The organism is Microterricola gilva, assembly GCF_004217495.1.
In the GTDB taxonomy this organism is placed as follows: Bacteria; Actinomycetota; Actinomycetes; order Actinomycetales; family Microbacteriaceae; genus Microterricola; species Microterricola gilva.
Window position 1 is genome coordinate 2,532,997 of the sequence record NZ_SHLC01000001.1, and the last position, 26,971, is coordinate 2,559,967.

At 69.0% G+C, this 26,971-nt stretch carries 24 protein-coding genes and 1 pseudogene; 8 read left to right on the top strand and 17 right to left on the bottom strand.

Going from position 1 to position 26,971, the window contains the following annotated elements; all coding sequences use genetic code 11:
- Together EV379_RS11775 and EV379_RS11780 are read left to right on the top strand one after the other, a co-directional pair.
- Positions 1 to 702: a DUF1294 domain-containing protein gene (locus tag EV379_RS11775; protein WP_130506297.1), complete on the top strand. Its 702-nt coding sequence runs from the start codon at positions 1 to 3 to the stop codon at positions 700 to 702.
- Between the two features lie 368 nt (positions 703 to 1,070).
- Positions 1,071 to 2,237: a nuclease-related domain-containing protein gene (locus EV379_RS11780; RefSeq protein WP_242616348.1), complete on the top strand. Its 1,167-nt coding sequence runs from the start codon at positions 1,071 to 1,073 to the stop codon at positions 2,235 to 2,237.
- Positions 2,238 to 2,600: 363 nt separating this feature from the next.
- Here the strand turns inward: EV379_RS11780 and EV379_RS11785 are convergent, their stop codons facing one another.
- The gene (locus EV379_RS11785; protein WP_130506299.1) at positions 2,601 to 3,341 is read right to left on the bottom strand and encodes a ribonuclease HepT family protein; all 741 of its coding nucleotides are present in this window, start codon (positions 3,339 to 3,341) and stop codon (positions 2,601 to 2,603) included.
- A gap of 83 nt (positions 3,342 to 3,424) precedes the next feature.
- Here EV379_RS11785 and EV379_RS11790 point away from each other — a divergent pair, with 83 nt between their 5' ends.
- Complete coding sequence (locus tag EV379_RS11790; RefSeq protein ID WP_207226248.1) at positions 3,425 to 4,237, top strand: HNH endonuclease family protein; 813 nt, start codon at positions 3,425 to 3,427, stop codon at positions 4,235 to 4,237.
- A 270-nt stretch (positions 4,238 to 4,507) separates the two neighbouring features.
- On the opposite strand, the gene EV379_RS11795 is transcribed toward EV379_RS11790, so the two are convergent.
- From EV379_RS11795 to EV379_RS11805, 3 genes are all read right to left on the bottom strand, one after another.
- Entirely contained in the window at positions 4,508 to 5,320 is an 813-nt protein-coding gene (locus tag EV379_RS11795) for an ATP-binding protein (protein ID WP_130506300.1), read from the bottom strand.
- A 346-nt stretch (positions 5,321 to 5,666) separates the two neighbouring features.
- Positions 5,667 to 6,302, bottom strand: a complete 636-nt coding sequence (locus EV379_RS11800) for a hypothetical protein (protein WP_130506301.1) — start codon at positions 6,300 to 6,302, stop codon at positions 5,667 to 5,669.
- A 544-nt stretch (positions 6,303 to 6,846) separates the two neighbouring features.
- Positions 6,847 to 7,602 (bottom strand): SDR family NAD(P)-dependent oxidoreductase, encoded by a 756-nt coding sequence (locus EV379_RS11805; RefSeq protein WP_130506302.1) that lies wholly within the window; start codon positions 7,600 to 7,602, stop codon positions 6,847 to 6,849.
- Between the two features lie 179 nt (positions 7,603 to 7,781).
- Here EV379_RS11805 and EV379_RS11810 point away from each other — a divergent pair, with 179 nt between their 5' ends.
- Complete coding sequence (locus EV379_RS11810) at positions 7,782 to 8,564, top strand: alpha/beta hydrolase (RefSeq protein ID WP_242616349.1); 783 nt, start codon at positions 7,782 to 7,784, stop codon at positions 8,562 to 8,564.
- A 22-nt stretch (positions 8,565 to 8,586) separates the two neighbouring features.
- Here EV379_RS11810 and EV379_RS11815 read toward each other — a convergent pair whose 3' ends face one another.
- The 9 genes from EV379_RS11815 to EV379_RS11855 form a co-directional block, all read right to left on the bottom strand.
- The gene (locus EV379_RS11815) at positions 8,587 to 8,883 is read right to left on the bottom strand and encodes a DUF1905 domain-containing protein (protein WP_130506303.1); all 297 of its coding nucleotides are present in this window, start codon (positions 8,881 to 8,883) and stop codon (positions 8,587 to 8,589) included.
- Between the two features lie 401 nt (positions 8,884 to 9,284).
- Positions 9,285 to 9,734 (bottom strand): Fe-S cluster assembly sulfur transfer protein SufU, encoded by a 450-nt coding sequence (gene sufU, locus EV379_RS11820; protein ID WP_130506304.1) that lies wholly within the window; start codon positions 9,732 to 9,734, stop codon positions 9,285 to 9,287.
- A complete protein-coding gene (locus EV379_RS11825; RefSeq protein WP_242616350.1) occupies positions 9,731 to 11,032 on the bottom strand; it encodes an aminotransferase class V-fold PLP-dependent enzyme in 1,302 nt (433 codons plus the stop codon). The genes sufU and EV379_RS11825 overlap by 4 nt, the downstream gene beginning before the upstream one ends.
- A gap of 288 nt (positions 11,033 to 11,320) precedes the next feature.
- Positions 11,321 to 12,184, bottom strand: a complete 864-nt coding sequence (locus tag EV379_RS11830; protein WP_130506306.1) for an NAD-dependent epimerase/dehydratase family protein — start codon at positions 12,182 to 12,184, stop codon at positions 11,321 to 11,323.
- A gap of 119 nt (positions 12,185 to 12,303) precedes the next feature.
- Complete coding sequence (locus tag EV379_RS11835; protein ID WP_130506307.1) at positions 12,304 to 13,032, bottom strand: endonuclease/exonuclease/phosphatase family protein; 729 nt, start codon at positions 13,030 to 13,032, stop codon at positions 12,304 to 12,306.
- A 67-nt stretch (positions 13,033 to 13,099) separates the two neighbouring features.
- Entirely contained in the window at positions 13,100 to 13,801 is a 702-nt protein-coding gene (locus tag EV379_RS11840; RefSeq protein WP_130506308.1) for a hypothetical protein, read from the bottom strand.
- 88 nt (positions 13,802 to 13,889) lie between these two features.
- A complete protein-coding gene (locus EV379_RS11845; protein WP_130506309.1) occupies positions 13,890 to 14,207 on the bottom strand; it encodes a putative quinol monooxygenase in 318 nt (105 codons plus the stop codon).
- A gap of 7 nt (positions 14,208 to 14,214) precedes the next feature.
- On the bottom strand, positions 14,215 to 17,883 hold the full coding sequence (locus tag EV379_RS11850) for a TM0106 family RecB-like putative nuclease (RefSeq protein ID WP_130506310.1): 3,669 nt from the start codon (positions 17,881 to 17,883) through the stop codon (positions 14,215 to 14,217).
- Positions 17,884 to 18,011: 128 nt separating this feature from the next.
- Complete coding sequence (locus tag EV379_RS11855) at positions 18,012 to 18,401, bottom strand: PPOX class F420-dependent oxidoreductase (protein ID WP_130506311.1); 390 nt, start codon at positions 18,399 to 18,401, stop codon at positions 18,012 to 18,014.
- Positions 18,402 to 18,603: 202 nt separating this feature from the next.
- On the opposite strand from EV379_RS11855, the pseudogene EV379_RS17620 reads away from it, so the two are divergent.
- The 3 genes and pseudogenes from EV379_RS17620 to EV379_RS11865 all read left to right on the top strand — a co-directional run.
- Positions 18,604 to 18,741 (top strand): annotated as a pseudogene (locus EV379_RS17620) (DUF2510 domain-containing protein); the annotation flags it as partial.
- A gap of 39 nt (positions 18,742 to 18,780) precedes the next feature.
- A complete protein-coding gene (locus EV379_RS11860; protein ID WP_242616351.1) occupies positions 18,781 to 19,416 on the top strand; it encodes a hypothetical protein in 636 nt (211 codons plus the stop codon).
- 54 nt (positions 19,417 to 19,470) lie between these two features.
- Positions 19,471 to 19,977, top strand: coding sequence for a LysM peptidoglycan-binding domain-containing protein (locus EV379_RS11865; RefSeq protein WP_130506313.1), 507 nt, complete (start codon positions 19,471 to 19,473; stop codon positions 19,975 to 19,977).
- A 508-nt stretch (positions 19,978 to 20,485) separates the two neighbouring features.
- Here EV379_RS11865 and EV379_RS11870 read toward each other — a convergent pair.
- The 3 genes from EV379_RS11870 to EV379_RS11880 form a co-directional block, all read right to left on the bottom strand.
- Entirely contained in the window at positions 20,486 to 21,421 is a 936-nt protein-coding gene (locus tag EV379_RS11870; protein WP_130506314.1) for a J domain-containing protein, read from the bottom strand.
- A 179-nt stretch (positions 21,422 to 21,600) separates the two neighbouring features.
- Entirely contained in the window at positions 21,601 to 23,430 is a 1,830-nt protein-coding gene (locus EV379_RS11875) for a DUF7059 domain-containing protein (protein ID WP_242616352.1), read from the bottom strand.
- A 143-nt stretch (positions 23,431 to 23,573) separates the two neighbouring features.
- Complete coding sequence (locus EV379_RS11880) at positions 23,574 to 23,930, bottom strand: DUF488 domain-containing protein (protein ID WP_130506315.1); 357 nt, start codon at positions 23,928 to 23,930, stop codon at positions 23,574 to 23,576.
- Between the two features lie 234 nt (positions 23,931 to 24,164).
- On the opposite strand from EV379_RS11880, the gene EV379_RS11885 reads away from it, so the two are divergent.
- Complete coding sequence (locus EV379_RS11885) at positions 24,165 to 25,088, top strand: phosphodiesterase (RefSeq protein ID WP_278044033.1); 924 nt, start codon at positions 24,165 to 24,167, stop codon at positions 25,086 to 25,088.
- A 15-nt stretch (positions 25,089 to 25,103) separates the two neighbouring features.
- On the opposite strand, the gene EV379_RS11890 is transcribed toward EV379_RS11885, so the two are convergent.
- A complete protein-coding gene (locus EV379_RS11890; RefSeq protein WP_130506316.1) occupies positions 25,104 to 26,921 on the bottom strand; it encodes a stealth family protein in 1,818 nt (605 codons plus the stop codon).
- Positions 26,922 to 26,971 lie beyond the last annotated feature (50 nt).

The window sequence follows — 26,971 nt, forward strand, 5'->3', positions numbered from 1 at the left end:
ATGGGGACTGGGGCTGAGCGCAGCTGGGGAACACTGACCAGCTGGAACGATGAGCGCGGCTTCGGCTTCGTCGAGTCCCTCGCGGGCGCGAAGGTGTTCGCGCACATCTCGGCCTTCCCCGCCCGGGCCGAACGACCGCAGCACGGCGAGAGCATCAGCTATCTGGTCGAGCGCGGTGCCGACGGCAAGAGCCGGGCCCGCGACATCCGCTACACCGGTCCAGGCGCTGAGAGCCGGCAGAGGTCTCCCCAGCAGCGCGGCTCGCAGAGGCCGCGGAGCCCGCTGCCGCAGCGCGACCACGCCTCGGGTGGTGCCCGCAGACGACGTGCTGCCGGGGCCGGCAACTGTCTGGTGATCCTCGCATTCATCGCATTCGCGCTCGTGGTGAATGCGAACTGGCCGATTCCGCTTTGGGTCGTGGGCCTGTACGTGCTCGCGAGCGTCATCTGCTTCGCGGTCTATGCCTCCGACAAATCGGCGGCCAGGAAGGGCAGCTGGCGCGTCCCGGAGAACACCCTGCACCTGCTCGCGGTGATCGGCGGCTGGCCCGGTGCGATCTGCGCCCAGCAGATGCTCCGGCACAAGACGCAGAAACGAAGCTTCCGCGCGGTGTTCTGGGTCACCGTCGCGGTGAACGTGCTCGTGTTCGCGGTGCTGACGACGCCGATCGCAAGGCTGCTGCTCGCCGCACTGTCCGGCTAGGCCGCCCGCGCTTCACCCCGCCATTGGGGCCAGCGCCTCCAACGAACGGCGCGATACCGTGACGGATGCCCGGTCGCCACGCTCTTGCCGTCGACGACGAGGGGCTCCAGCCTGCACCGCCACAACCGCCCTCGGGCTGGTACGCCGACCCGGTGGATGACGCCCAGTGGCGTTGGTGGTCGGGCGAGGCGTGGGAGGAGCATCGGCATCCACGCGACCCACTCTTGGCCAACGAATACGCACAGCCCGGCACAGTCAAAGCCGCACAGAGCACAGTGCAGCCTCTGGCGTCTCTACCGGAGCCGGAGACAGCGCCGACCGTCTTCGATCCCCGCGATCTCCGCGGCCGAATCCCGGCCCAATCGCTCATGGAACAAGTCCTTCGTCTCAGCGCAGAGGCAACCACCGATGCGCACAACGGTCGCCGAAAGCTGCCGGACGAGATTCACTCGTGGTACGCCGGCGCCGTGGGTGAACGCCGCGTTGCCGACATCCTGAGCCGCCTTGGCGATGAGTGGACGGTATTGCACTCGGTGCCTGTCGGCAGCGAGGGCAGCGACATCGACCATGTGCTGATCGGGCCCGCCGGTGTCTACACGATCAACACCAAGCATCACGCCAACAAGGATGTCTGGGTCGCCGGTCGCGCATTGCGAGTGAGCAACCATCCGCAGCATCACATCTCGAACGCTGCTTTCGAAGCGCGGCGTGCCGCGAAACTGCTCACGCAGGCCAGCGGGCTCACGGTCGAGACCGCAGGCGTCGTTGTCGTGGTCGGCGCCCGCAAGCTTGTGATCAAAGCCGCACCGGACGGCGACGATGTAACGGTCGGTGTCGAGCGCGATTCGGAACTGCTTGGTGCACTACAGTCGCGCCGCATCTACAGTGACGAGCAGGTGCAACGCATTGTGGATGCCGCGGTGCGACCTCGCACCTGGAGCTTGCTACCGGTGTCGACCGTGGATCCGCGGGACCTCCAGAGCCACTTCGAGGCGCTAGAGCCTGAGCTCGCAGCCGACGCAAGAAGGCTCAGCCAAGTCGCATCGAAGGGGGCTGCCACCGCGCGACCGCAGCGCACCGCTCCGAGCCGTCCGCCGTCGCGTCGACCGTCAAAGAAGCGCCGCTCAATCCTCCCTGGGCTCATGAAGCTTGCGGTGTTCGCAGTCGCCCTCATCATTGCCGTCAACTACCTGGGCAGTCTCGGAGCGCCTTCCGCACCGGCCCCCGCTTCATTTGCGTCGGCCGAGCTGGAGCAATCCGCACTCTCTCAGGCCGCAGGGACGGCGGCGTTCGCACTCGACCAGTTGAGCCCGTCGGGCGTCCGGCCTGCGTCACTCGTGATTGGTGAGGACTCAACTCTCAAGACGCCGGATGGGTCCGTGGTCGTGGCGTTGCCGGTTGGCACCACAGCCGATTATGCACCAAGCGCCGATGGTCTTTCCTACACCCTCACACTCACTGGACCGCAGCACGGCAGCGCGGTGACAGTGACTCCGGAGGCCGGGGTCGTGCCGGCACCGGCGACCGCCTCATAGCCGGCAACCAGGCGTCCGCCACGATCGACTCGACGCGATCTCAGATCGAATGTCCGTGCGTGCTGGCAGGATGACGGCATGACCTCGAATCCTCCTCCCCTACCCTGCCCACCCGGGCGGGGAGTGAACGGGAACGGAGAAATTCGATGGCACATTCACCCCATCGTCGTCACCGCGGCTGCGCGCTGTGCAAGCCGCACCAGTGGCGCGGCCAGGGGCCCGCGCGGCGGGCGCCCTTCGCAGTGAACCGGCAGATCGGCGCGAAACGGCGCTGGCGCCGGCACGACACTGACGAACGCTAGCCTGGTCCGATCCGTGGGGGCGTGACTGCGCGCCCTCGCGGAGCAGGCTCAGGATCGGACGTCAGGACAGCGGCAACGGCCCCGGATCGATGTGCGCGCCGGCATCCGCGCCGTCCACACCCTCCCGGGCTCCCAACACCAGGTCCTCGATCTCGGGGAAGCCCTCGGCGACAGTGACCCACATCATTTGCTCGTCGACGCGACTGTAGTGCTGAACGACGATCTCCTGGCTGCGGGCGACCAGTGACCACATCGGATCGTCGAAGCGCTCGGGGTCGGCCGCGACGAGCAGCCGGGCCAGCTCGCCCACTCGGGTGGTGAGCGCCTCGCAGGCCAGCGGCAGTGCGGCATCCTCGCGGAAGGCGTCCCGGCCGCGATCGACGATCTCGGACGCGGTGGCGAGGGTGACGTCGAGCCCTCGAAGCCAGCGCTCGATCTGCTCGCTGTGCTCGACCGGATCGACCGGAGGGACCTGGTCGGTCGGCGGCACCGAGTCCGCCGGGCGAGCTGAATCGGCGTCGGCGTCAAGCTGCGACGTGTGGCCCGCGCCAGGGCCGTCGCTGCCGAGTTCCGGGCGCGTGTCCTGGTCCCGCTCGGCCACGCGCTCGTCGGTGACACCGGCGGCGGCGAGCAGAATCTGCTCGAAGCGCGCGTACGGCATGATCACGGCCTCCGCCTTACGGTGCGATCCGAGCACGACTGGCGGCGCTCCCGCCGGGTCCGCCCGGAAGCTGCGCAGCACTCCGGAGAGCCCCGCGCGCGCATCGGCCACCGTCGTCACGGTGAGGGGGCGGGCGTTCATGCCTTCCAGAATAGAGCCATCGTCGAAAATATGTACATATTTATGTACTAGTTTTGAAGGCCGGCGCCAAACACAAGGGATTCATGGGCAACAACACACGAGCCGGCCGCGCGCGGGCACGAACACGACTGACCCGCACGGCGTGGCTCCTCGTTCCGCTCCTCGCGGTGCTGGCCTACACGGCGATGACCGCCCTCACGGGCCCGGCGAACGTGGCACCGGGCGTCGAGGCCGGCAGCGCCGAAGTAGAGGTGCCGAGCACAGCAGTGCCGGTGCCGATGCCTACGCTGGAGCCGCCGGCATCCGAGGGCACGGGCACCACCGCCGCTGAGCTGCTCGCCACTCTTCCGGTGAAGGGCCGCGCGCCGAAGACCGGCTACGACCGCACCGAGAGCTTCGGCAGCGCCTGGCGCGACGTCGACCAGAACGGTTGTGACACCCGCAACGACATCCTCGCCCGCGACCTCACGAGCATCGATCGGCCGAGCGGATGCCGCGTGTTCAGCGGCCTGCTCGCCGACCCGTACACGGGCACGAGCATCGACTTCGTGCGCGGCCAGGGCACGTCGCAGGCCGTGCAGATCGACCACGTCGTCGCCCTCATGAACGCGTGGGAGACCGGGGCGCAGCAGCTCACGGCCGAGCAGCGACTGGCCTTCGCCAACGACCCGCTCAATCTGCTCGCCGTCGACGGGCCGAGCAACTCCCGCAAGGGCGCGAGCGACGCCGCCACCTGGCTGCCGCCGGCGAAGGGCTTCCGCTGCGAGTACGTCGCTCGCCAGGTCGCGGTGAAGTCGGAGTACGGGCTCTGGGTGACGGCGCCGGAGCGCGACGCGATCGCGCGCGTGCTCGACGGCTGCCCTGGGCAGCTCGCCCCCTCCGCATCCGCACGATGACGGCACTTACTCGAAACTTGCGGTGGGCACCGCTTCGGTCAAGTATCAAGATGCAAGGATCATCCCTGATCAGCTGAGTGCGAACCGGTCATTTCGCGGCACGATCACGCATCGGCGTCGGATCTCGCGTCTTGGAGCGATACCTAACCGACAAGGTCGCACGATGAGCTCGCCGCTCCGCGAACCAACTTCATGGCGACTGTCGCATCGCACCGGCACAGGGCAATTCATGCCGCGATCAGGTTCCTTCGGTACGTGCAAGTTGCAGCACTAGCGATCGCGAGAATGCGACGTGCCGGTCTTCCTCACCCGAAAGCTAAAGGTTGTCTCGAAGTAGCCGGGGAACCCCGAAGCGGCCGTGCTCCGCTGAGACACGCGTGCGTCAAGGTCCAGGGCATCAGACAGCTCCTTTACCACCCCCAAGCCAACGCCTTGACCGGTTGGTTCAAGTTCGCGTGCGGCAACCCCGCGAATGCGCGGGAGAAAGATCCTGCCCGTCTCATCCGCGCTAATCCGAGGACCCAAAGAATTGAAAGCAATGCGCACCTCATCCTCTCCCTCGTCAATACTGATCGTCCCGCTAGAACTGGCAGGTGCGTACTTCACCATGTTGTCCAAGAAACCCTGGACGATCGCGATGATCGCATCGGGATTGTAGTAACAGACGGCGAAGCAGCGGCCGTTCAAGTTGAGCTTGAGGTTCTTCTGCTTGGCCTGCCAGGCGTAAATTCGAACGTACTTCAACAGGAGTGGATGGATTTCGAAACGACGCAGATCACCAAAGGCGCGGTTCACTTCGTTCAAGAATGCTAGCGAGTCAACCTTAGACGCCATCAACGTGGTTGCGAAGAAGATCGCGCCCTCGGTGGGCTCCTGCTCTGCCGCTTCCTCTGGCGGAAGATTCGGATGCTTCTGGAGCAGAAGCACCTCCGCGTGGCCGCGTATGACTTTCACAAGCTGAAGGAAGTCGTGGCTCTGACTGAGATTGTCTTCAAGGTCTTTGCGGAGCACGTTGCCGACGGCAGCCAATAGTGCTGGGTCCGTCTTCAAGCTCTCAAGTACAAGTTCTCGCTGCACGTGCATGTCGTCTACGAGACCCGGGGCTGCCTTGCGGACTGCCTCTACAGCGCGGTGGACTGCCTCCACGCGCACATGTCGCTCCCGCTCGTTCTGAAAGCGCTGCCGCGCACGGGGGGATGGATTAAGCAGATTTGCGCCGACGAGCCCCACGACCCGCCTCGTGTCATCGATCGGTGCGTATAGCAGGCCGTAGCGACAAACTGCGGACTGGCCAGGGACCGTCTGCTCGTCTTTGACACACTCACGAGAACTACATCTCTCACAATCTGGGTGCGTTGGCACAGTCGATCCAGCGGTAATTTCACCGAGTCGGAGCGTGGGGTACGGGAAGACGCTCCAGAGCCCCGAATCACTTTGCAAATTCGCTCAGCACCTTGAACCCTGCAGTGACTATCGACACGATAATCTTCACTTTCTGCTCATCATTGAGCGTTGATTCCAGATAGCGCGCGAGCGGCGAGATATTTCCTGTGCGCAAGGCCTTCAAGGCTTTTGGAATGAGTCTCGGAACTGACGCGGCATCACCGCCGAGTTCACGGTTGATAGTCGATATGAAATACCCAGGTGTCGCGCCGGACACCAGAAACTTATCGATCTCGACGCGGAAGTTAACATACGACTCACCCTTGTCGAAAATCGCATCCGCCTTCGTGAGAATCGGCGTTGAAGAAATGAGCTGTCGCTTTGCCGAATAGACGATGACTCGCTGCGATGGATTCGTGCGCTTGATATAGTCCAGAATTCCAATGCCCTGACCCTTGGGGTCCTCCTTTAGACCTACTCCATGGATGTCCAACAGGATCAGAGAGTAGTACCCGTCGGTCAGACGGGAAAGGCTCTGAACGTCCGGCCATCGTTCAATGTGGTAGCCCTCCGAGGCTAGAGCAGCTTGATATGGCCATTCTTGGTCGTCGATCACAAGGATCTGGGCATTCTTGCGGACCGTCTCAATATCAAGGCTTGCAGACTTAGGTGTGCCGAACATGCCCTCACTCTAGGGGGCATCAGACGCAAAAGACCAAGCCTCGACGCGTTTCACCTGCCGGATCGACTGCTGAGCGCTTACCACGCCGTAGCCATTCTGAGCGGATGCCGACCGGGAGTTGCCCCACGCAAGCCCCATGCGACTTTCAGGACTCGCACCAACGCGCCGACCCGTATTCGCTGCCGTTACAGCTGCGCTGAAACGATTGCCGGCCATCCCGCCCGCAGGAAACGGCCGGGAAGCCGTGATCAGGCGAGCTGTGCCGTGATCCAGCTCGCCACCGCGAACTGGCGTGGCCAGATACCCCTAGCCAAGGAAACATCCGAATCGAACCACTAGCGGTGAAGCTCGGCTGGATCCCACACAAGTTATGACGTGCCTCACGTCTCACACGCACGTCTCGCACGCACTCGCACTCGCACTCGCACTCGCACTCGCAAACGACTGTGCGATCCGCCACAGGTGGGGCGGCCACATGTGTCAGATCAGCGCGGCAACGAGAACGGCCGTCCACCGAGGTGGACGGCCGTTGCTGGCGACAGCGCTACTTGGCGGTGTAGCCGCCGTCGACGAGGTGGTAGCTGCCGGTGACGAAGCTGGCGGCATCGCTGGCGAGGAACGCGACGAGGGCCGCGACCTCCTCAGGCTGGCCGAGGCGACCGATCGGGTGCAGGCTCTCGAGGTAGGCCTGCGCGTCGGCATCCATGGTGGAGTCGATGAGCGGCGTCTTGATGAAGCCGGGTCCGACGGAGTTCACGCGCACACCCTGTGAGGCGTACTCGATGGCGGCGGTCTTTGTCAGCCCGACGACGCCGTGCTTGGCCGCGACGTAGGCCGGCGCGTTGGCGAAACCGACGCTGCCGAGGATGGAGGCGACGTTGACGACCGCGCCGCCGCCGTTCGCGGCGATCGCGGGCAGCTGTGCGCGCATGCCGTAGAACAGCGAGTTGAGGTTCACCTCGATGACCTTCGACCAGCCGTCGAGCGGGTACTCCCCCACCGACGAGGCGGGCCCGCCGATGCCGGCGTTGTTCACGGCGATGCGCAGTGGGGCCAGGGCGTTCGCCGCCGCGATCGACGACTCGTTCCAGGCCTGGTCGGTCACGTCGCCGACGGACGCCTCTGCGGTGCCGCCGGCCGCGCGGATCTCCTCGACCACGGCCGCGGCGGCATCCGCGTTGAGGTCGTTGACCAGCACCGCTGCGCCACTTGCCGCCAGCTCGATCGCCACCGCGCGCCCGATGCCGCTGCCGGCTCCGGTCACGATCGCCGATCGTCCAGCTACGTCGTAAACAGCCATCACACTCTCCATCTCAAAACAAATGTTGCGTTCGGAGCACCGGGGCGAAGGCGTTGCCGCGTTCGATTCCGGCCTCACTTCGACGCTATGCCCGCAGTTTGTGCGCCCCCTGAGTGCCAGTTGTGCGCGGGCTCGGCGCGTGCCGGATGCCGCGGTAGACGAGCTGAGAGAATGGCGATGTGAGCACCGACACCGAGAAGCCCCGCCCGACCCGCCCGCGCGGCAGGCACCGCGTCCGCACCGCCGTCCTGTGGGTGCTCAGCATCCTGGCACTGCTCGTGCTCGGCGTGCTGTTCTGGGCGCACTCGGTGATGATGGGCGAGCGGCCGGCCGCGCTCGAGGTGTGGGAGAACCCCGACATCGTCGTGACGTCCACCGACCACTCGGTCGTGCTCGCGCCGGCCGAGAACGCCTCCGCCACGGGCCTCGTGTTCATCCCGGGCGCCAAGGTCGACCCGTACGCGTACATGTACAAGCTCTCCGGCATCGTCGAGGAGACCGGCGCGACGGTCGTCATCACCAAGCCGACGCTGAACCTGGCCTTCTTCGACACCCGGCCGCTCGACACCTTCACCGCCGACGCACCCGCCGTGGACGAGTGGTACGTCGGCGGGCACTCCCTCGGCGGCGTGCGCGCCTGCCAGCTGGTCGACGCGCCGGATGCCGCCGACGACGGCGTGGTGGGTCTCGTGCTGTTCGGCAGCTACTGCGCCAACGACATCAGCGACTCCGGGCTGCAGGTGCTCAGCATCAGCGGCAGCGAGGACGGCCTGAGCACGCCGGAGAAGATCGACGGGGCCGCGCACCTGCTGCCGGAGGACGCGGTCTTCGTCCAGATCGACGGCGCGAACCACGCCGGCTTCGGGGACTACGGCGTGCAGCCGGGCGATGGCACAGCCACGATCGACAGCCCGCAAATCCAGGCGGCGATCACCGAGGCGCTGGTGGCGTTCGGGCTGTAGCCGGCGGGCGTGCGCCGCACGCTCAGAACTCGACGAGCTCCAAGGAGACCGACACCGGAGCGTCCTCCTCGAGCCCTTCGGCGACGCGCACGGCCTTCTTGATCGGCAGCCAGTGGCCACCGGTGCGGGAGTCCGGGAACACCGAGGTGCTCCAGGTTGAGCCGCCGACGGTGACGCGCACCTTGATAGCGCCGAAGCCGCGCGGCATCCGGGGCACCTCGCGGATGTCCTCGCTGACCTCCTCCGGCAGCGTCACGAAGTACCAGGAGGCGCCCTGCGAGTCCCACTTCCAGAGCGGGGAGGTGAAGTCGAAGCGCATGAGGGGATGCTACCCCGGGGCGGATGTGTTCGGCGGGGCACTCGGCTTCGCGTGCGGCGCTGCTCCTTCGTCGCGGCTCCGCTCGCTCGAGCCAGCGTGAGTGTGAGCGGCAGCCCCCAACGCCGGCTGAGCGAGGAACGAGCGAGGCCCTGACACGGCCGAACAGCGTGTGCGGCGGGGCACTCGGCTTCGCGTGCGGCGCTGCTCCTTCGTCGCGGCGCCGCTCGCTCGAGCCAGCGTGAGTTCGTGCGGCGAGCCACCCCTCACGCCGGCTGAGCGAGGAACGAGCGAAGCCCCGACACGGCCGAACAGCGTGTGCGGCGGGGCACTCGGCTTCGCGTGCGTCGCTGCTCCTTCGTCGCGCCGCCGCTCGCTCGAGCCAGCGTGGGTTTGGGCGCGGGTCAGTGGGCGGCGCGGACCTCGAGCAGGCAGGCCTCGGCGGCGACCCACGCGAGCATCGCGCACTTGATCCGCATCACGAACTTCGAGACGCCGTGGAAGGCGACCGCATCGCCGAGCACCTCGTCGTCCGGCTCACCGGCGCCACGCGAGCGCAGCATCTCGCGGAACTCCTCGATCAGCTTCTGCAGTTCGTCGATACTCATGCCGGGAGCCAGCTCGGAGAGCACGGAGGCGGAAGCCATCGAGATGCTGCATCCGCTGCCCGTCCAGCCGAACGACGCCACCCGGTCGGTGCCCGGCTCCATGGCGAGCTGCACGGTGATCTCGTCGCCGCAGCTGGGGTTTCGCTCGAAGTGCTCGGCATCGTGGTGGTCGAGCACCCCGTCGCCCGCGCGCTTCTTGGAGTGGTCGAGAATCAGCTGCTGGTACAGCCCGTCGAGGCTGCTCATGCGCCGGCCTCCGCGCCAACAGAATCCGTGACACCGAAGTAGCCGCGCACGCCGGCGACGGCGGCGAGGAAACGGTCGACCTCCTCGGTGGTCGTGTACAGGTAGGCGCTGGCGCGCGTCGTCGCGGTCAGGCCGAGGCGGCGGTGCAGCGGCTGTGCGCAGTGGTGGCCGACCCGCACGGCGATGCCCTGCGCGTCCAGGAACTGACCGACATCGTGGGCGTGGACCCCGTCGACGTCGAAGCTCACGAGCCCGGCGCGCGGGACGCCCGCTGCGGGGCCGACGATGCGGATGCCGTCGATCTCGGCGAGCCCCGCCAGCATCCGCTGGGCGAGTTCGTCCTCGCGGGCATCGATGCGCTCGAGCCCGACGCGCTCCAGGTAACGCACGGCCTCGGCCAGTGCGACGGCCTGCGACACCGGCTGTGTGCCGGCCTCGAACCGCTGCGGGGCGGGCAGGAAGGTGGACGACTCCATCGTGACGGTGCTGATCATCGACCCGCCTGTACGGAACGGCGGCAGCGCGTTCAGCAGCTCGGCGCGGCCCCAGAGCACGCCGATGCCGGTCGGGCCGAGCATCTTGTGGCCGCTGAAGGCGAGGAAGTCGACGCCGAGCTCGGCCACGTCGAGGCGGCGGTGCGGGGCCGACTGGCAGGCGTCCAGCACGACGAGCGCGCCGTGCTCGTGGGCCAGGGCGGCGATCTCGGCGATGGGCGCGATGAATCCGGTGACGTTGGAGACGTGGCCGATGGCGACGATGCGGGTGCGCTCGGTGAGGAGGGCCGCGGCATCCGCCAGCGTGTAGATGCCGTCGTCGTCGACGGGGATGAAGCGCAGCGTTGCGCCGGTGCTGGCTGCGAGCTCCTGCCAGGGCACGAGGTTGGCGTGGTGCTCCGCCTCGGTCACGACGATCTCGTCGCCTGCCGCGAGCGCGAAGCGGCCGGCGGCTGCTCCCCCGCGACCGCGGGATGCGTTGCCGATGCCGTAGGCGACGAGGTTGAGCGCGTCGGTGGCGTTGGCTGTCCAGACGATCTCGTCCGGCTGCGCACCGATGAAGGCGGCGACGGTCGCGCGGGCGTCTTCGTAGGCCTCAGTCGCGAGCCCGGCGAGGGTGTGCGCGCCGCGGTGCACGGCGGCGTTGCTGTGGATCAGGAAGTCGTGTTCGGCATCGAGAACGGATGCCGGCCGCTGCGCCGTCGCCCCGGAATCCAGGTACGCGAGCGGCTGCCCGTTCACCTCCTCGGCGAGTGCCGGGAAGTCGCGGCGCAGCTCAAGCACCTCGGCTTCGCTCAGCGCCAAGGACGTCTCGGTGGGTGTTGCGGGTGAAGCGTGGGGTGACACGACTGCCTTTCAGTGCGGCGGGGCCGGATGGCGCAATGGGACCGCTACCGGATGGAACCGCGGCGCGCGCCGGATTGTTCCACCTACAACGTTAGGCGACGGAGCTGGTCTCTGGCTTCGAAGGCGTCGATCGGGTGGCCTGATTTCGACAAGCGCGACGCGCAGCGTCGCGAAAGGCGGCAGCCGCTTCCAATGCAATCTCAGGAACTGACTGCGATGCTGGCGCGGTTTTCGACGCGCGCCGGCTCAGTCGACGGAGATCGGGGTCGCGAGGTGGCGCCAGCTGTGTCGCGGCTCGTAGCCGAGCACCCTGCGCGCCTTGTCGATCGAGAGCAGCGTCTCGTTCGGCCCGACCTCGCGCTTGTGCGGCACACCGGGGAACACCTCCGCGAGCAGCTCGGCGTTCGGCCGGGTCATCACGGTATCGGCTGCGGCGATGATGAAGCGGTCGAAGCCGGGCGCCGCGACATCCAGCGCCCGCTGCACGGCCTGCGCCCCGTCGCGGGCATCGATGTAGCCCCAGAGGTTCCACTTGCGCGCCGTGGCATCGGCGTCGAACGCGGCGAAGGCCGCGTAGTCCTCCGGGTCCATGACGTTGGAGAAGCGCAGCGCCGTGATCGAGAGCTCCGGATGCCAGCGCACGAGCTCGATCGCCAGCTGCTCCTCAAGGTGCTTGACGAGCGAGTAGACGCTCTCCGGCCGGGCCGGGTAGTCCTCGTCGACCGGCACGTAGGGCGGTGGCACATCGAACGGCAGACCAAGCACCGTCTCGCTTGAGGCGTAGACGATCCGCGTGATTCCGAGCCGCTGCGCCGCCCAGAACACGTTGAAGCTGCCGAGCATGTTGTTGTGGAACGTCGCGACGTCGCTCGCGATCCCCGGTGCCGGGATCGCCGCCAGGTGCACGAGCGCGTCGATGCCGTTGTGGCGGTCGTTCACCCCGCTCAGCGCATCGATCACCTGCCCGAAGTCGGTGAGGTCGACCTGCACGAAGCCCGGCCCGCGCTCACCGCGCTGGTCGAGGTTGATGACGTGGTGACCGGATGCCGCAAGCTCCCGCACAACCGTGCGGCCGAGCTTGCCTGATCCTCCTGTGACGGCGATGCGCATGCGTCGATCCTGTCACAGGAGGCTGCGCGGGGTTTCGACAGGCTCAACCAGCGGGGTTTCGACAGGCTCAACCAGCGGGGTTTCGACAGGCTCAACCAGCGGGGTGCGGGCGGCCCGGCTCAGATGATGAAGTCGGGGGTGACCGCGCCGCTGGCCGTCGCGCGGAGGGCCGCGGCATCCGGGCCATAGGCGGCCGTCACGAGGATCGGCATGTGGTCGGACGTGCCGCGTGGCAGCGTCTCGACGCTCTCGATGTCGAGACCGACGGATGTCGCGAGGTCGAAGTGCCCGCGGAAGAACTTGTAGCGCGTATAGGTGCGCTTGTCGCTCAGGGTGAGGTCGTAGCCGGACTCCCGCACCTTGTTGCTCAGGTTCTCCTTGAACACGGGGTAGTTGTAGTCCCCGACCATGATCGTCGGCAGGCCCGGCCCGAGCTGCCAGAGCTCGCCGAGCGCGGAGTGGATCTGATGCCGGCGCAGCGAGTTGAGCGCGGTGAGCGGCGCCGCGTGGAAGGACGCGACGATGAGCTCGCGCTGCCCCTCGCGGTCGTAGAGCCGCGTGCCGATGAGGCGCTCGTGCGCGGGCGTGAGCAGCCGGTCGTGCAGCGACTTCTTCAGCGAGAAGGTGCGGGTCTCCAGCGCCTCGAACCGGTCATGCCGGTAGTAGACGGCCAGCCCGAGCCGGTTGCGCGTGGTGGAGTCCGCGAGCTTCAGATCGCCGATCGCCGACGGCATGTCCTGCGTGTCGAGCTCCTGCAGACAGAGCACATCGACCGCGTAACGCTCGCACAGCGCAACGAGTTCACCACTGGCGCTGTGCTTGCGCAGGTTGTAACTGATGATCTTCACAACACACCCATCGCCGATCGCCGAACCCCACCAGCCTAAACCTCGCCCCAGCGTCCGAGGCGCGGACTCAGGGAACTCGCGGCGCGGAACTTTCTGCGGCGCTCCCGGCCGTGCTCCCTGCGGCACTCCCTGCTGCACCGTCGGCCGCCGCGCTCGCTTTGGGAGCGCTGTGTCGGCGCTGCGTTGCGAGCTCTTCGAGGTCCTCCATCTGCAGCAGCTGCATGCGGATCAGGCGCTCCTCCGCATAGTTGTCGCCGAGGTCAACGGGCTCCTGCTGCTCGGCCAGGGTCGACACCACGACGTCGCCGACTTCCTCCCAGGCTGCCACCCTGGCCGCCTCGACGATGCCGTTCACATACTCGTCGTCGGCGCTCAGCTCGAGGAGCTTGGCGGCCAGCCCGGAGTAGCTCTGTTCGCGCAGCTGCAGATTACTGACGTCACTTCGCCGGTAGTCGTGGTGACCCTTCGCGAGGCCGGGGGTGTCGCGCGCGTGCCGACGTTCCCCGCTGATCCGCAGCGCCTGATCCTGCGCCTCGTCGGCGAGCCGGGCGAGGTTGGTCCGCACGACGTCGGCATAGCGCTCGACGTCGAAATCACGATCACCGCGCAGGGCGCCGATGATCACCTGATTCTTGGTCTCCATCCGCGTGGCGTACTCGGCGAGGAGCAGCCCCTCGTCGACGGCCCGGTCCAGCGAAATCCGCTTGGGTGCCGGCAACGCGCTCGGGTCGAACTTCGCCATCTTCCTGCGCTTGCGCCAGAATCGCATGCTCTCTCCTTCCCGGGTGGATCGTGTGCTGAGCGGGGGTGGTGGGGCTGGGTGGGTGCGCCGGGGCGGATGCCGGCGCCGAGGAGCTCTAGAGGGATCCCTGGATTTCGTTGCCAGCCGGCAGCGGGACGAGCCGGGTCACCTCGACGGGCACGGCGAGCAAGCCATCGAGGGCCTGGATGAGCGTGGCCACGGCCGCCGCCTCGTCGTGTGCCTGGTGGTGTTCCAGCGACTCCCACTTCTCGATCATCACGAGTGTGCCGTCCGGTGCCTTGTGCAGCGCGTAGATCTCGCAGCCGTCCTCCTCGTGGGAGGCGGCAATCGCGGGCAGCAGCGCAGCGTACACGGCGTCGAACTGGCCCTCTGCAGGGGTGAACACGGCGGTCACAACGATGGCTTCAGTCATAGTCACTTCAGCCTATCGGCGGGCCGGAGAACGCGGCGGCTTCGACCACTGCTGTTTCGACCGTGCTTGTCTCGACCGCGCCTGTTTCGACCGTGCTTGTTTCGACTGCGGCATCCACCAGCCCGATGAAGGCGCTGAGCTCGGCGAGCCCGGCCGGCGTCACCGGCAGGTACTCGATCAGCTCAGGTGAGTAGAGCAGATACGCCGCCCACTTCGCCCGAGAGATGGCGACATTGAGACGGTTCTTCATGATCAGGAAGCCCATGCCGCGCGGCACATCGGCCGCCGACGACGCCGCGAGGCTCACGATCGCGATCGCCGCCTCCTGCCCCTGGAACTTGTCGACCGTGCCGACGCGCACCTCACCGAGCCCGGCGGCGAGGAGCGCCTCGTGCACGAGCGCGAGTTGCGCGTTGTACGGCGTGACCACGATCACGTCGCGCTGCTCGAGCGGGCGCGACATCTGCCCACCGGATGCCGCCTCGCTCCAGGCCCGGCCGAGGGCCCCGCGCACGATCTCCACGACCGCCGCCGCCTCCTCCGCTGACTCGGTCGCGTTGCCGCTGTGCGCCACCGCCACCGCGTGCAGGCCCGGGGTGATCCCCGCGAGCCGCCGCTCGGCGGCGACCGGGTGCGCGTGCAGCGCGCCCTCGTAGCTGAGCGCGGAGACGGGTGCCGTGACGGCGGGGTGCATGCGGCGGCTCTCGGCGAGGAAGAAACCGAACTCGGCCGGCAGCACGTCGTGCCCGGCGCTCACCCAGCCGAGCGCGGACTGATCGACCGGCTCCGGGTGCGTGCCCTGGCTCACCTGCGGCAGCTGCTGCGGGTCACCGAGCAGCAGCACGGTGTCGGCGGCGACGCTCGCCGCGATCGTCGAGGCCAGCGAGAACTGGCCGGCCTCGTCGACGACGAGCAGGTCGAGCGAGCGCCGCGGAACCCTGGCCGGATTCGCGAAGTCCCACGCGGTTCCGCCGACAACGAAGCCGGATGCCGCATGCTCGAGCGCGAACAACAGCTGGCCGTCCTTCAGCAACGCGGTGTACGCGGGCGGCGCCGCATCCGGCCCGGTCTTCGGCACCTTGCCGACGAGGCTCGGGTCGAGGCCGGCCGCGACGACGCCGCCGAGCAGGTTCTCGACGACGGCATGGGACTGCGCGACGACGCCGATCTTGTAGCCGTGCTTCTGCACGAGTTCGGTGATGAGGTGCGCGCCGAGGTAGGTCTTGCCCGTGCCTGGCGGGCCCTGCACGGCGAGGGCGGAACGGTCGAGCGCCAGCACCGCGGCGACGACATCGGCGAGCTCGGGGTTGCTGCGGGTGGCGGCGGCCCGGTGATCGAGTGGACCGCCTTCGGCCGTATCGACATCCGGCGACGGAGCGCGGTCGGCGAGGCCGATGGGAGGAACGCGGCGGAGCACGTCGACGAGCGGGTCGCGCGGCCAGCTGTCGCCGGCATCCGCGATCTCCTGCGCCCAGTCGGCGATGGCCTGCTTCTGCGCCCCGGCCGGCGGCGGAGAGCTCGGCGTCAGCGCGACGGGGATCGTGTCGTACGGCTCGGTGTCCTTCGGGAGCGTCTCGAGCACGAGCACGCCGCCATCGTCGTCGACGTCGAGCACCTGCACGGCACGGGCGGAGCGCGCGCCGGCATCCGCCTTGGCGTCGAGCCACGGCCCGGGGAAGTCGTACACGAGGAACGGTCCGGCCTGCTCGCCCGGCTTGATCGAGCTGCCGGGCGCGATGATGCCGTGCAGTCGGATCCAACGCCGGTCGACGCGCTGCCGGCCCTCACGGTGCCAGTCACGCTCGACGCTAGCGCTCTCGACGACCATCACGTCGCGGGTGTCTGCCCACTCCTCGATGGGCGCGGTGAGGCGCGCGAAGTGATCCCACCAGAAGCTCTTCTGCTCGCGCTGGTGGTAGTCGAGCGCCGCGGCGGCGAATGCCGCCGCGGTCTGGTCGGCCGTGCGGTGCGGGTTCAGCGGGTCGCCGGCGCGCGCCAGCAGGGCGTCGCGCAGCGGAGACGGCGCGATCTCGATCACGGCGTCGCGGTCGCCGTGCAGGGCGCCGGGCACGATACCGGCCTCGCGTGCGCGCTCGAGCAGCCAGTCGCGCAGGGCGAGCGTCGAGCGGCAGTCGTACTCGTTGTAGTCGGCGATCTCGGCGAGCTTGTGCTCGCCGGCATCCGTCTGGCCGCTCTCGATCAGGGCGCGCGCCTCGGCGTACTCGGTGATGGAGTCGGCCGCGTTCGTGACGTCGCCGCCGCGCAGCTCCTCCCCCATGTAGAGCGGTTCGAGCTTCTTGATCGAGTAGCTGCGGCTGCCGACCCGGAGTGCGCCGCGCACGATCGGGTAGAGGTCGATGAGCACGTTGTCGCGCAGCAGCTGGTCGACGGCCTCCTCGCCGACGCCGTGCCGGGCGGCGAGGCTGAGCAGGTGGGTGCGCTCGTAGGCGGCGTAGTGGTAGATGTGCATGCCGGGGTGCGCGGCCCGGCGCTCGGCGACGTAGGCGAGGAAGTCGATCAGCGCCACGCGCTCCTCGGCATGGTCGTGGGCCCAGAAAGCTCGGAAGGTGCGGTCGGGCTCGATCAGCCCGAACAGGTAGTCGAGGCCCCAGCGCTGGGCGTCCGCCCCGTTCACGTCGCCGGCGCCAGCCGCCTCGCTGTACAGCGGGTCGCCCTCGAAGTCGAAGAAGATGTCGCCGGCGTCGGGCGCGGGCAGCGCCGTGAGCGCCTCCGCCTTCACGACCCGGAACGGCGGAACCGGGTGCGGGTCGGGTTCGACGCCCGCCTCGGCATCCGCCATGGCCTGCAGCTGCAGGGCTGCCTGGGCGCGCATGCCGGCGAGCGCGGCATCCCCGATACCGTCGATCGGCCCATCGGATGCCGCCAGCTCATCGATCGTGTCGATGCCGGCCGCGGCCAGCTTCTGCCGTTGCAGCACCCGCATGCCGGCAACAAGCAGCACGTCGCGGTGCGCGGCGATCTCGGTCTCGCACGCCTCGCAGTGCCCGCAGAGCGTGTAACGCGGGTCGCCCCAGCGCACCGGCTCGCTGTCGCTCAGGCGTTCAGCGATGATCCGCAGCAGATGCGCCCGCCGCCGCCGGTACACGGGCAGGATGTCGGCCACCCGGTGCTCGCTGACGCTGCCGTCGCCGAGCAGCAGCTGCACGGTGTCGGCCACGGGCACGCCGATGTTCTCGAGCTGTTCGACGTAGGCGGCGAGCTGCAGCAGCGCGGTGACCTTGGCCGAGCGGGCCAGCTTGGTGTCCTGCACGAGGTAACGCCCGTCGCTCTGGCGCACGATGAAGTCCGCGAAACCGATGAACGCGCCATCGAAGAAGGCGGCCTGGAAGACGACTGCTGCGCCGGCGTCGAATGCGTCCTTGGTCGCGGCGAGCGCGGCATCCAGGGCGCCGTCATCGCGGAGGCTCGGCCGCTCGATCTCGACGACGCCGAGCGGGCCGTCGGCCGCGAACTGCTGCCGGTAGCGCTCGAGCACGGCCGCCTCGTGGGCGTCGCCGAGCCGCCCGGCGCGCTCCAGCATCGCGTCAGCGGAGCTGGCGACGGCGTCGATGCGCCCGAGTTTCGCGTCGAGGGTGCGCAGGAAGGCGAACTCGCACTTCGAGGCGGTGCTCAGATCGGAGGCGCTGGTCACCACAACGTCGTCACGCAGAAACACCGGCAGCCTCCTTCGCGACGCCGCTCGGCCCCGCCTTCTCCGAGGCTACCCGCCGGCACCGACACCCGACCGTGGCACCGGAACCAGCACCGGCACCGACACCGACACCGGCCCGGAGCGTGCGCGCGCTAGTGCCCGAGCGCCTTGTCGATGCTCATCACCAGGATGACGCGGTCGGCGCTGTCGGCCGGCGCCTGCTGCTCCGCGTTGCCGTAGCGCTTGCCGAGCCGCACGTAGAACGCGCCGGTGGGGTCCTCGATCACGGTGCGCAGTGTGCCGCGCAGCTCGACGTAGACGAGCGGGTCGGCCGGGTCGATGATCGCGAGGCTCATCGACGGGTTGTGCTGCAGGTTGCGGAACTTGCCGCGCTTCGTCGTGTGCGTGAAGTGGATCTCATCGCCGATGCGCTCGAACCACATCGGGTTCACCTGCACCGTGTCATCCGGGCGGATCGTGCCGAGCGCGGCAAAGATCGGCTGGTCGAGCAGGTATTCGAGGTGCGCGGGAATCTTGGTCATACGCCAGTGAACCACGGATGCCGCCCTCATCGTGCCGCGACCGGCGACCGTGTTTCCTGCCCCAGGAGCGCACGCCGCGTGGCCCCCGACTTGGGGTGGGCGCGCTGGCCCTCAAACACGTCACACTGACAGTCAACACGCAGTAGCTGAATCGAACCATCCCTAGTCCGTTCGTAGGTTTGACCCACCCGAGGGAATCACCATGAGCTCACACACTGTACAGACCGTCGCGCCACATCGCTCCACGCCTCCGAGAGGGTGGTACCCCGACCCCCGAGGCAGCAATCAGCTTCGCTGGTGGGACGGCGCAGCATGGACGGCGCAGCTCACGCCGCGGCCCACGGCATCGGCGGTACCCGCACTGCCAGCAGCCACCGCCGTGACCACAGCAGTCACCACAGCCACAGGAGTCACAGGAGTCACAGGAGTCACGGCACCCGCTTCGGCCGAGCCGGGCCCCACGGCGCCGCGCACGAGCGGGGCCGCGACGGAACGCAGCGGCACCACCGACGGCTACGACTGGCAGCGCGAGACGGAGCGCCTGGCGCCGATGCCCAGCGCGGCCCCGCGGGTCGAGCAGTGGGACGTGCGCGATGTGCCCCGCCACTCCGGGACGACGGCTGTGTGGCTGCTGGCGTTCACTCCGTACCTCTCGCTCCCGCTGCTTGCCGGCGCCGACATCCTGGTGCGCGGCACCTCGCTCGACGGCGGCAGCTCCGCCGGGCTCTTCGCCGCCCTGACCCTGTACGCACTGGTCTTCGTGCTCGCAACGCGAGACAACACCGTGCTGGCCCGGCGCGGTCACCGCCGGCGCGCCCAGCCGTCCTGGGCCCTGCTCGGCGCGCTGCCCTATCTGATCGTGCGCACCGTGAACGTGCGGCGCGAGACCGGTGTCGGCACCGCGCCGCTCTGGATGTGGGTGATCAATCTGCTCTGCGCGGGTGCGCTGCTCTACGCCGCCGTCACCATCGCGGGCCCGATCCGGGACCTTGACCTGCTCGGCGGCATGCTCTAGCGTCGGACACTGGTCGGTACCCGCGGGGCAAGGCGGGCAGAGCAGGGGGAATGCGTGACCGAGTCAGCACTGAGCCGCACGACGGCCGTCCGTTTCGGCGCGCGTCACGCGGTCGCAATGGGCGTCGCACTGGCGTCCGCGCTGGCCTTCACCGGATGCAGCGGCGCTCCGGCTGCCCCGCCCGCCACCGTGTTCGTCACCGTCGAGCCGACCGCCGAGCCCACCCCGACCCCGACGCCCGAGCCGCCTGCGGCCGAGCCGCCGGCTGCCGAGGCGCCCATCGTCGTGGAGATCGAACCGAACGCGCCGGCAGCGCCCGTTGAGCCGGGCCCCGCCAACGACCTGGGCCTCGTGAGCGGCGCAATGGGACCGGTCACGACCGCGGGCGACGGCGCGCTGCTGACGTACACGGTGGTCAGCGGCGACGCCTTCTTCGACATCGCGCAGCGCTTCGATCTGCCACAGCAACAGCTGCTGAAGATGAACCCGTCGATCCCGTCGCTCGGCACCGAGATCTACATCGGCCAGATCGTCAACCTCGACTGGACGACCACTCGCTAGGTACGGTCGCGCGCCGGCGTCGCGACGCACCTCGCGCCAGCGTCGCGTCGTCTCGGTCTCGATACGCTCGGTCCTCGCTCCTCGACCAGCGGAGTGGATCGCGCTTGCCAGAGCCGCGCCCGGCGCCGGACCGCGCCGTGCACCCGGCGTCGAGGTTGGTAGTTCAGGCATGATGCTCGCCACGGAGCCGACCACACCCGTGCGCGCGGCTCTCTGCGTGAACTGCCTGAACTACCGACGCGTGGCGTCGCCGTAGTGCCCCCACAGGGTCGCCCTCACCGGGATCCCGCTGGCCGCGTAGGCCGGCCACGGCCGCATCGAGACCGAGGAGCGCCGGCAAGGAGAAAGCGAGATTGCAAGGACGCGTTGGCGCACGGAGTCCTTGCAACCGCACTGTGTCCTTACAACCGGTGTCCTTGCAATCGGCGTCTTGCAATCGGCGTCCGTGCAACCCGTGTCCTTGCAACCGGCGCCCGTGCTCTCGGTCGCTGCGGCCCGGGCGTCGAGGCTAGAGGAACTTGACGGCCGCCTGCAGCCGGGTGCGCACCTCGAACAGTTCCGTGCCGCCGATGCGGGCGGCGCCCGGCAGTCCGTCGCGCAGCACACCGGGCAGCCGCGACTGGCCGACGAGCGCGGTGACGGCGCCGCGCGACTTGCCGAGCAGCTCCAGTGAACTGGGGGCAGCGGCATCCGGAACGACGATCATGAGCCCGGTGAACTTCACCTTCGCCGCCCGCGCGATCGACTTGGCGCGCGCGGCGAGATCGTTCATCGGGCGCTCCCCGGCGAGTGCCTCACCGATCAGATCGCCGCGCTTGATGCGCACCTCGCCGCCCCAGTCCTCGCTCTGCAGGGCGAACAGGCCGGTCGGCCCGAGCACGATGTGGTCGAGCTTCGGAGGGAGCCCCGGCCCGGCCGCGGTCGTGGCGACGTCGTGCCACACCGAGAAGCCGATGCCGAGCGTCGCGACCTGGCGCGCCGTCGCCTCCTCGGCGAGGGCGTTGGCGAGCAGGTGCCGGATGTCGCGCGGGGCCGAGCGCACGAGCGCGGGGTCGTAGGGGTCGCTCAGCGTGCGGCCGCGGCCGACCCACTCGCGCATGAGCACGAGGTAGCGTTCGCGGCTCCAACCGCCGGGGTGCCCGTGCGAGCGGGCCGTCGGACGGGAGTCACGGCGGGGAGCGCTCGGCTGCGCCGTCCACACATGGCTCGCGGATGCCGCGCCGTTGCGCGCGGACCCGCCGCGGTCGTACGCCGCACGAGCCGTGCTCGTGCCCACGAGCACCCAGGCGCGCTGCACGGCGTCGAAACGCGCCGGGTCACCGCCGGTATCGGGGTGGGTGACGCGGAGCATCCGCCGGTATGCCTTGCGCAGCTCCTCATCGCTGACGCCGGCGGCGACGCCCAACACCTCGTACGGGGAGGCGGAAAGGGGGCTGTCGTGCATGGGTCGCTTTCGAGGTGTGAGATGTCGTTGAGTTGAGACTAGTGGCCGTGGCCGAGCATTCGCTCAGTGCCGCGACCGAGCCGGCCAGCTCGCCGCCGCGGCAGAAAAGACGCGTTCGCGGCCGAACCGCTGGCAGCGGTTGTGTGGTTTCCACCGCGCGGGCTGCGCGGCGCTGCGGCTCAGGCGCCGGTGTCGGGGCCGGTGTCGGAGCCGGTGTCGGGCGGCAGCAGGATGCCGTCCTCGAGCAGTCGGCGGGCGCCGTCGACCAGTTCGGCACCGAGGGCGGCCCCGTCCACCTCGAGCAGTTGCGCCAGTGCCGCGGCGATCGCGCCGACGCTGAGCTCGCCGTCGGAGGCACCGACCAGTGCGGCGAGGGCCGTTCCAGGGGAGATCGTGCGGGCGAAGCCGCCACCCTGGCGCAGCAGCAGTTCGGTCGGGTCGTCGTGGCCCGGCCAGTAGTGGCGCTCCTCCGTGACGTCGCCGGCCACGCTGAGGCATTGCGCGGCGAGTTCGGCGTCGGACTGTTCCGCGTGCCAGTCGCGGGCGGCCAGGCAGTTGCCGAGGTGCACGCCGAGACCCCACTCGTTGTCGCCGAGCGGAGCGTGCAGGCGCTCGAGCCGCTCCAGGCGCGGGGCTTCCCGTTGATTGAGCTTGTCGAAATCAGCCGCCGACAGGGTTTCGACAGGCTCAACCAGCGAATGCGGCTCGACCGGCGAATGCGGCTCGACCAGCGAGTGCGGCTCGACCGCCGGGAGCGGCTCGACCAGCGAACCCGTCGACGCCAGCGAGGCCGGGGCGCGCAGCAGCACGTAGCCGAAGCCGATCTGCGTCACCCCGCGCTCGGCGAAGTCGTCGAGCCAGGCGCCGAAGAGCCGGTCGAAGTCCGGCGTTCCCGGGCGCGTGCCGCCATCGCGGATCCACGTCTCGGCATACTGCGTCGCCGACTGCGCCTCCCGCTCGACGATCCAGTAGTCGAGCGCCGAGCCGGCCCCGACGGGTTCCAGCCACGAGCGCAGACGGTCGAAGGCGTCCGGAACGGACTCGGTGTACTCCCAGTTGCCGAGCATCTGCAGCACGCCGCCCGGGGTCAGGTGCGCCGCGGCATCCCGCACCACCTGCTCGACGAGGGCATCGCCGACCATGCCGCCGTCGCGGTATTCGTAGGCGGGAACGCCCTCGACCCGCGGCGTGATGACGAACGGCGGGTTGCTGATGATGTGGTCGAAGCGCTCCCCCGCGACGGGTTCGAACAGGCTGCCGAAGCGGAACTCGACCCCGTCGATCTCATTGAGTTCGGCGTTGAAGGCGGCAAGTTCCAGGGCGCGGCGCGAGATGTCGGTCGCGACGACGCGGCGCGCGTGCCTGGCCGCGTGCATCGCCTGGATGCCGCAGCCCGTGCCGAGGTCGAGCACGCTGTCGACTTCGTTCTGCAGCATGAGGCCGGAGAGCGTGCGCGACGCCCCGCCGACGCCGAGCACGTGGTTCTCGCCGAGCGGTCCGCCGAGGGCGAGCTCGCCGAGGTCGGAGAGGATCCACCACGCTCCGCCGCCGCGGCTGTCGTTGAAGCTGTATGGGCGCAGCTCGAGCAGGGCCCGCAGCGTCTCGCCGTGCTCTGCGTCGCTCCCTGTTGCGTCGCCCGGGGTTTCGGATGTCTGCTGCTCCCCCGCTGCATGCTGAGCGAAAGCGGCGGCGGGCCCGACGAGCCCGAGCGCACTCGCGCCGTCGACACCGAGGCGCGGCAGTGCCGCCTGCAGATCGGTGCGGCCGACGGGCATGCCCAGCACGAACAGTTCGGCGAGGGTGGCGACGGCCGTCGGGGCTCCGAGGCGGGCACGCAGCGCGGCGAGGGCGCGGAGCGCAGGAACACGCTCGTTGCGGCGGAGGGCGGCAGCGGCATCCGGACCCCAGAGCCCGTCGAGGCTCGCCTCGGAGAAGCGCGCCTCGTCAAGGTCGGCGCGCAGGAGGGCGATCGCGGCGGGATTCAGTTCAACGGGCTTCACGTCGGGCATACGTCAATTCAACTGCATCCTCGGCCTCGCGGTTTCGACAGGCTCAACCAACGGGGGCGATTCAACCGGCGAAGAGTCCCGTTGATTGAGCTTGTCGAAATCAGCAGACGACGGGGTTTCGACAGGCTCAACCGGCGGGCGACTCAACCGTTGAGGTAGTCGCGAAGGACCGCGGCGTGATTCACTTCGGGGTCGCGGGCTCCGTAGACGAGCGTCAGCGGGTCGTGCGCCGCCGCGATGGCGCGCAGCTGCGCGACGCCGTCGGAGGCCTCCGGGACCGTCTCGAGCTCGGCCCGGTAGCGGGCGGCGAACTGGTCGAGCCTGGCCGGATCGTGGTTCCACCAGGTGCGGAGCTCCGGGCTCGGCGCGACGGCCTTCAACCAGAGGTGGATGTCGGCGTGCTCCCGACTCACACCGCGTGGCCAGAGCCGATCGACGAGCACACGGTACCCATCGTCGGGTGACGCGTCGTCGTAGGCGCGTTTGATCAGAACAGCCATGCACTGATGGTCGCAGCTTCTGCGCGAATTACAAGAGGCGCGAATTACAAAAGGTGCGAATCACGCGAGGCGCGAACGCGAGGTGCGCGGACGCCGGTGAACGCCGGCCGTCGCCGGCGTGAACAGTTGCGGCGCGCCGGGCCGTTCGCAGCCGACATCCGGATTCGTCTGCTGGAATGTGTGCACCGTGAGGGCGCGCAACGCAGAGCACGCCCTGATGAACAGAGGATCCGTGTGAACACACGCATGGCCGAGTACCCACGGCCACATCATTTCCTGCTCCACCTGAGCGACACCCACCTGCTCGCCGCCGACGGCAAGCTCTACGACCGGGTCGACAGCACAGCACTGCTGCAACGCCTGTTCCAGGAGGTCGAGGCCTCCGGCGGGCACCCGGAGGCGATCGTCTTCACCGGTGATCTGGCCGACAAGGGCGAACCGGATGCCTACCGCCGGCTGCGCGAGATCGTCGAGCCGGCCGCGGCCAGGCTCGGGGCGCGCGTCATCTGGGTGATGGGCAACCACGACGATCGCGGCGCGTTCCGCAGCGGGCTGCTCGGCGAGCAGCCGTCGACGATGCCGGTCGACGCCGTCTACGACCTCAACGGCCTCCGCCTGATCACCCTCGATTCGACCGTGCCCGGCCACCACTTCGGGGCGGTCACGACCGCGCAGCTGGACTGGCTGACCCGCGAGCTGGCCACCCCGGCCCCGGACGGCACCATCCTGGCGATGCACCACCCGCCGATCCCGAGCGTGCTCGACCTCGCCGTGGCCGTCGAGCTGCGCGATCAGGGTCCGCTGGCCGCTGTGCTCCGGGGCAGCGATGTGCGCAGCATCATCGCCGGGCACCTGCACTACTCGTCGACCGCGACCTTCGCCGGCATCCCCGTGTCCGTGGCGTCGGCCACCTGCTACACCCAGGACCTCAACGTGCCGGTCGGCGGCACCCGCGGCCGCGACGGCGCCCAGGGCTTCAACCTCGTGCACGTCTACCCCGACACGGTGCTGCACTCGGTCGTTCCGCTCGGCAGCTACGCGCCGCTGGACTACATCGACGCGGCCGAGACCGCGCGCCGGCTGGCGGCCGACGGCATCCGCATCGCGCCATCGAGCGTGCACGGGCCGCCGACCACACCGATCCCCGTCATGGCCTGACGCGCCCGGCACGTCTTACTGCTGGCGGGCGGATGCCGCGGCCGCCGTCACCGCGTCGCTGATCGCCTCGGCGGCCTCCGCGTCGATGCCGCGAGAGTCGACGCCGCCGGCCGGTGCAGTGCTCTCGGGCTCCGGCTCCTCCGCCCGCTCCCACGGTGCAGGGAATGGGAAGTACTTCTCCAGGAACTCGGTGACCGCGGCCGTGCGCGTCTCGTTGGAGATCTCGGGGTTGCTGCCGTCGTTCAGGCAGAACATGTCCTGGTCGCGGCGCTTGACGAGCCGGTCCATCGCCGGCAGCGCCGAGCGCAGCGTCGTCTCGATGTACTTGACCCTGGCCTGGTTCTGGATGACGGCATGCCCGGCCATCAGCGCGTAATAGTGGTAAAAGGAGTTCGTCACCGAGATGTCGGTTGCCGAGCGGAACTGGCTGGCCGCGGTGCGGGCGAAGTCCTCTGCGAACTCCCGCTCCATGGTGTCGAGCACGTCTCGGCGGAGCGGCGCGGCACAGTGTTCGAGGTGGCGCGTGGTCACCTTGCCGAAGCGCTGCTTGAGCAACCGGCGGTTCACGCGGGCGGCGTTGTCGTGGCCGCTGCGGCTCGGGTTGCTCTCGCCGAGGCCGATGCGTGTTCCCGCCTCGACGAACTTCGTCACACCGCCTGGCGAGAAGAACAGCTCGGGGCTGAGCGGGCGGCCGAAGAACATGTCGTCGTTGGAGTAGAGGAAGTGCTTGGCGATGCCGGGGATGTGGTGCAGCTGGGACTCGACGGCGTGCGAGTTGTGGGTGGGCAGGGCGTCCGGGTTCTGGAAGAACTCCTCGCTGCGCACGACGGTGACCCGCGGGTGCTCGCCGAGCCAGGCCGGAACCGGGGAGTCGGTGGCGATGAAGATGCGGCGCACCCACGGGGCGAAGAGGTAGACGCTGCGCAGCGCGTACTTGAGCTCGTCGATCTGCCGGAAACGGGCGTCGGAGTCGTCGCCGGCCCCGACGACGTAGCCGGCCATGCGGGCGGCGCGGGCCTTCTGGAAGGCGACGTCGCTGCCGTCGACCCAGGAGAAGACCATGTCGATGTCGAAGCTCACGTCGCTGGCCAGTTCGGCGAACATGTTCTCGAGGGTGCGCCAGCGGCGGCCGTAGAGCTCGACGGTGTCTTCGACGGCCTCGTGCCTCGGCATCCGGGCCCGCATCAGGGCGTTCTCCTGCGGGGCGACGATCTCGTCGTCGCCGAAACGCCAGAGTTCGAGCTGGAACGCGGTCTCCGGACCGTAGCGGAGGCGGCCGATCGGCTCGACCCGCGGCCGGTAGAGGCGGAACACCGCGGCCTTGCGGGCCGCGGAGAGCGCGCCGTCGGCGAGGAGCACGGAGGGCTGGCCGGGCCGGTCGATCGTGGCCGAGTAGAACGGTTCGTCGGCGAAGGCCGCGGCGAGCGCGCGGCTGAGTTCCTTGCGCTGGCGGCGGTCGACGGCGATGACGGGGCGGTCGTTGTCGCCGCGCACGAGCAGGAAGTCGATGCCGGCGTCGATGAGTGCTCCGCGCACGGCGAGCAGGTCGTCGACCATGGACTCGTGCGGGGTGAAGTGGCCGGAGCTGAGCGTGTACTCGCCCTTGCGCAGCACGAGGTCGTGGCGCGCGAAGCGGGGCGCTGCGCCCGGTGTTAGAGGCGCAGTCTGACCCGTCTGACGGCGGAGAACCGGCTCGGGCTCCGCGCTCAGGAAGCCGTGGCGTTCGCGCTCGGGGGCCTGTGCGCGCGGATCGTCGCTGCGGGTGAATGCGGCCGGCTTGTCCGGGTCGGCCAACGGGTGGTGTTGCTCTCGATCGCGCGGGCTTTCGGACATCTACAGGGCCCCTCTTGACACTCAGCCAGAGCGAGTCCGACCCTGGCACG